Origin of the sequence: Tepidimonas sp. (assembly GCF_029335975.1) — a bacterium.
Taxonomy (GTDB): Bacteria; Pseudomonadota; Gammaproteobacteria; order Burkholderiales; family Burkholderiaceae_C; genus Tepidimonas.
The window spans coordinates 1-4,946 of record NZ_JARJMT020000033.1; the positions used below are offsets into that span (position 1 = coordinate 1).

Annotated in this window: 4 protein-coding genes; all 4 read left to right on the top strand. The window is 64.0% G+C overall.

Going from position 1 to position 4,946, the window contains the following annotated elements; all coding sequences use genetic code 11:
- Positions 1 to 354: 354 nt before the first annotated feature.
- The 4 genes from modA (at position 355) to P3W97_RS01750 (ending at position 4,769) form a co-directional block, all read left to right on the top strand.
- Positions 355 to 1,164 (top strand): molybdate ABC transporter substrate-binding protein, encoded by an 810-nt coding sequence (modA, locus tag P3W97_RS01735; RefSeq protein WP_300843244.1) that lies wholly within the window; start codon positions 355 to 357, stop codon positions 1,162 to 1,164.
- A 51-nt stretch (positions 1,165 to 1,215) separates the two neighbouring features.
- A complete protein-coding gene (modB, locus tag P3W97_RS01740; protein WP_300843245.1) occupies positions 1,216 to 1,878 on the top strand; it encodes a molybdate ABC transporter permease subunit in 663 nt (220 codons plus the stop codon).
- Positions 1,879 to 1,914: 36 nt separating this feature from the next.
- On the top strand, positions 1,915 to 3,078 hold the full coding sequence (locus P3W97_RS01745) for an ABC transporter ATP-binding protein (protein ID WP_300843246.1): 1,164 nt from the start codon (positions 1,915 to 1,917) through the stop codon (positions 3,076 to 3,078).
- Positions 3,079 to 3,212: 134 nt separating this feature from the next.
- The gene (locus P3W97_RS01750; RefSeq protein ID WP_300843247.1) at positions 3,213 to 4,769 is read left to right on the top strand and encodes a methyl-accepting chemotaxis protein; all 1,557 of its coding nucleotides are present in this window, start codon (positions 3,213 to 3,215) and stop codon (positions 4,767 to 4,769) included.
- The last annotated feature ends 177 nt before the right edge of the window (positions 4,770 to 4,946 follow it).

Sequence of the window (4,946 nt, forward strand, 5' to 3'; positions counted from 1 at the left end):
AGCTCATACCCAGGCGGCGCCCCGTTTCGGCGATCGAGCCGGTCTCGGCGATACCCTGCAGCACATCAGCCTTGCCCGGGCCGATGGCGACGGCATGTTTGATTTGAATCCGAAAGCGGGTTCGCAGCTCAAGCGCGGAGATCTGTAGGGACGGCTTCATTGGCCAAAATGATACCGGCAGCCCCCCATGGCGCGCGCCATGACCTGCGCCGCCGAGCAAGGCGACGGGCTTTGCCCCAACCTGCTTTCTCGATATCTTTGTAGTAAGATATCGCGGGTGGTGAGCGTCGTTCGTTTTTTTCGCCTCGGCACAGACCCAAGCCGCATATGCCCATCAGTGAAAGGAGACCGTCCATGTATGTTCGTTCGAGCCGTAGGGCCATCTTGGCCTCCCTCGCCCTCGCCAGCGCCGCTGTGCTGGGTTGGCAGCGCCCAGCGCAGGCTCAGTCGGTGGGCGCACCCCCGACGGTAGCCGCCGCCGCCGACCTCAAATTCGCGGTCCAGGAAGTGGCTGAATTGTTCGAACAGCAAACGGGGCAAAAGCTGCGTTTGGTGTTTGGCTCGTCGGGCAATTTTTACGCCCAGATTCTTCAGGGAGCGCCGTTTCACCTGTACATGTCGGCAGATGAAGACTACGTCTTGAAACTCGCCGACGCTGGCAAAACCCTTGACCGGGGTCGGCTGTATGCCTATGGCCGCATCGGCATCATCGTGCCCAAAGGCTCTCCGCTCAAAGCGGATGGCGAATTGCGCGACCTGGCCGCTGCGCTCAAGGATGGTCGCCTGCGCAAATTTGCCATCGCCAACCCCGAACACGCACCGTATGGCCGGCGTGCGCAAGAAGCCCTACAGCATGCTGGTCTGTGGAGTGCGATCGAGCCGAAGTTGGTCTATGGGGAAAACATCGCTCAGACGGCCCAATTCGCCACCTCGGGATCGACCGATGGTGGCATCATCGCGCTGTCGCTGGCCAAATCTCCGCAACTTGCGGCCTTGGGAGATTTCGCTTTGATCCCAGCCGAATGGCACCAACCCTTGGCACAACGCATGGTACTGCTGAAGGATGCGCCGCAGGCAGCGCGAGAATTTTATGCATTCTTGGCCACTGCGCCGGCGCAAGCCATCATGACCCGCTACGGCTTCGTCATGCCGCAAACTCGATGATAGGCCCCGCAACGCGCGCACCCGCCTTTACTTTCGCCCGGAAACGATAGCATGGACTGGACGGCGCTGTTTCTGTCTTTGGAGCTGGCCGCGGCCACGTTGGCGGTCCTGCTGCCCGCGGGCTTGTGGATGGGACGCTGGCTGGCGCGGGCGCGCTTTGTCGGCAAAGCGTTGATCGAAGCGGTGGTGGTGCTTCCGCTGGTACTGCCGCCGACCGTGCTCGGCTATTACCTGCTCGTCTCGCTGGGGGCCGCTTCACCGATGGGCGCGTGGCTGTTGGAGCATTTTGATATCCGCTTGACATTCAACTTTCTGGGATTATTGATCGCTTCGGTCGTATTCAATATCCCCTTCATGGTGCAGCCCATCCAGCGCGCCTTCGAGGCCATCCCCGCCCATTTGACCGAAGCGGCGGCCGTGCATGGGCTATCGGTGTGGCAAACCCTGTGGCGGGTGGAGTTGCCCTTGGCGTGGCCCGGCATTTTGTCGGCTGCGGTATTGACGTTCGTGCACACCTTGGGGGAGTTCGGTGTGGTGCTCATGGTGGGCGGCAGTATTCCCGGTCAGACCAAAACCATCGCCATCAGCATCTATGACCGGGTGCAAGCATTTGACATGGTCGCAGCCGACCGCATGGCGCTGCTGTTGTTGTTGGTTTCGCTGCTGGCCGTGGCCACATCATTCTTCGCGGTGGCGCGCACGACCAAGCGCTAAACAGCCAATCCGAGTGCGATCAAAGAAAGCCAATCCATGGGCTCGTTAAACGTCGAAGTCGACCAGCTCCACCCGATGCCGCTGCATTGCACCGCGCAGGCGGCCTCAGGCGAATTGCTGGCATTGGTGGGACCATCCGGGGCAGGCAAGACATCGCTCTTGCGCTGTGTGGCCGGGCTGATGCGTCCCGCCGCCGGCAGGATCACCATTGGCGAAGAAACCTGGCTGGATACAGACCGCGGCTTGTTCGTGCCGCCGCAGCGCCGACATGTCGGCTTGGTGTTCCAGAATTACGCGCTCATGCCGCATTTGAGCGCCGTTGACAATGTCGCGTTGGCGCTGCTGCACCTACCGCGCTCGCAACGTCAGCGCCTGGCCATCCAGTGGCTGGAGCGCGTGCGGCTGAGCCCCGAACAGATGCAACGGCGCCCAACGGCATTGTCGGGAGGCCAACAACAGCGGGTCGCGGTGGCCCGAGCCCTGGCGCGTCAGCCGCGTGTATTGCTGCTCGATGAACCGTTTTCGGCCGTCGATCAAATGAGCCGCCAGGGGTTGTATGACCTGCTGGCCGAATTGCGCGAGGACCTGGCGATCCCCATCATTTTGGTCACGCACGACCTGGTCGAGGCACGGCAGCTGGCCGACCGCTTGCTCGTCATGGATCAAGGTCAGGTGCTGCAAAGCGGCGCGCCCGCGCATATCCACCGCAGCCCTCGCAATGCCCGCGTTGCCGACCTGCTGGGCATTCAAAACCGGTTTCAGGGAATTTGGCTCGGCCCGCAAAACGACGATGAGCGTGCAGCCAGCGTGGGGTGGTTGCAATGGTGTCTGGGCGATGGCACTCCGGTGTCCCGCCGACTGCGGGTGCGCGACAAGGGCAAAATCCCAATCGGTCAGCGGGTCACATGGATCATACCGAGCGACGGTCTGCATCTGGACGAGGAGCACACCGTCCGCGCCGAGGCCGCGCCGGCCGATGGCAGCGCGCCGGAGTGGGTGCCGCTGGCCACTACCATCTTGACGGCGCGCCACCTGGGCGAAACCACCCTGGCTCACGCCAGCTTGGACGGTTTGCCCGGCGTGTCGCTGCGCCTCGTGCGCTCGGGTCCGTTGCGACAAGCACTGCGACCAGGCGAGCCGCTGCGGATTTGGATGGACTGCCGCTGGGTACACGTCATGCCGACTCGGCACGCGCACTGAGGAAACTCAAAACGCCAGCGGCCAAGCGGCGATGGGCAGCAATCGCCGACTAGAATCACGCCATCGCCATCGCGCGTTGGCCGGAATGTTTATGACTCGGGCCGGCGCGGTGCAAACCACGCAGGAGACACCGGATGTCGGCGACCCACCCATCGCTTGCCGCCACCCCATCGGCCGTTTCGGCATCGCCCGCGCCTATTTCCGATGCGGCCGCCCGGGGCATGGGCGCATTGAGCGTAGGCTGCACTCTGGCATGGCTGGGCGCGGCCTTGCCCTTGGCGGGGGATTTGGCGGCTGCGGCGTTCGATGGTTTCGGCGCGGTGCCGCCGTGGCGCTGGTCGTTGGACATCGCGGCCGTTGCGCTGGGCGCGTTGGGCGTGCGCTGGACGGCGCGCGCGATCGGACAGCGGGTGCGTCGCATCCGGCGCGATATGCTCACGCTGAGCATGGGAGACTTGCGCCAGACCATCGTCCCCGACGCCGACGATACCCTGGGCAGTCTGCAGCGGGAACTGGCGATGCTGCAGGCGGCCTTGGTGGACATCATTCGCGCGGTGCGCCATGCCAGCAACGAAGTGGTGCATACGGCGATCGAAGTCAACCATGGCGCGCAGGATGTGGCCGCGCGGGCCGAATCGTCCGCCGCCGCGCTGGAGGAGTCTTCCGCCGCGCTGGAGCAGACATCGTCCACCTCGGCGCACACCGCCGACCTTGTCGTGCAGGGCGCCGAATTGGCACAGACCAATGCGGTGTCGGCCGCCCGAGGCGGCGAAATCGTCGAGCGCGTCGTGCAGACCATGCGGCGGCTGGAAGAATCCTCGGCACGCATCCGCGACATCACCGGTGTCATCGATGGCATCGCGTTTCAGACGAACATCCTCGCACTCAACGCCGCGGTGGAAGCGGCGCGCGCCGGCGAGGCCGGTCGGGGTTTCGCGGTGGTGGCCGGTGAAGTGCGGCAACTCGCGCAGCGATCCAGTCAGGCGGCGCGAGAGATCAAAGACCTGATCGAGCGCACTGTACGCGACGTCGCCGATGGGGTAGAGGTGGTGCAAGGGGTCGGTGGCGTCATGCAGGACATCGTGGCCTCGGCCCAACGCACACGCCAGCTCATGGACGAGGTGGCCAACGCCGCGCGCGAGCAACGGCTGGGCGTCCAACAGATTGGCGAAGCGGTTCAGGAGCTGGACCGCAATACCCAACAGAATGCCGCTTTGGCCGAACAGACCGCGGCCGCCTCGGCGACGCAGCGCGATGCCGCATTGCGCATGGCGGCGCTGGTGGACGAATTCCGCCTCGCGGGCAGTCAGACCCAATACGCCAGTGCCGTGCCGGGTCTGGATATCGACGAGATCATCGATGCGCATCGGCAGTGGAAAATCAAATTGCGTGATGCCATGGAGAATCACCATCGGGTGGATGTCGACACCTTGCGCCGCGACGACTGCTGCGCGCTGGGCAAGTGGATTTATGGTGAAGGTCGCCAGCGTTTCGGTTCGCAGCCGCGTTTTGCTGAACTGATCGAACGCCACAGCCATTTTCACCAGGTCGCCGCTGATGTGGGCGAACTGGTCAACCGCCGCGAATGGCGGCAGGCCGAAGAAGCCATCGCGCCGGGCACTCCGTTTAGCCAGGCCACGCGCGGCGTGGTGCAGGTGTTGTCGGCAGTCAAGCGCATCGGTTTCGAATGAACCCGAGGGGTCGGACAATCGGGCCTTTCATGAAACGTGTCATCACCGCAGTGTTGTCCACCTCACTCGGCGGCGTCGCGCTGAGCCAGCCCGTGATGTGCCACGTGGCGTATGCCGGGGCCACTCGCTCTTTCATCGTCGAGCCCATCGCGCACCAAGAGCCGGCGCCACCCTTGC

Bases quoted from the DNA above. Each gene is read 5' to 3' on its own strand.
- modA (WP_300843244.1), top strand. From the start codon at position 355: ATGTATGTTCGTTCGAGCCGTAGGGCCATCTTGGCCTCCCTCGCCCTC.
- modB (WP_300843245.1), top strand. From the start codon at position 1,216: ATGGACTGGACGGCGCTGTTTCTGTCTTTGGAGCTGGCCGCGGCCACG.
- P3W97_RS01745 (WP_300843246.1), top strand. From the start codon at position 1,915: ATGGGCTCGTTAAACGTCGAAGTCGACCAGCTCCACCCGATGCCGCTG.
- P3W97_RS01750 (WP_300843247.1), top strand. From the start codon at position 3,213: ATGTCGGCGACCCACCCATCGCTTGCCGCCACCCCATCGGCCGTTTCG.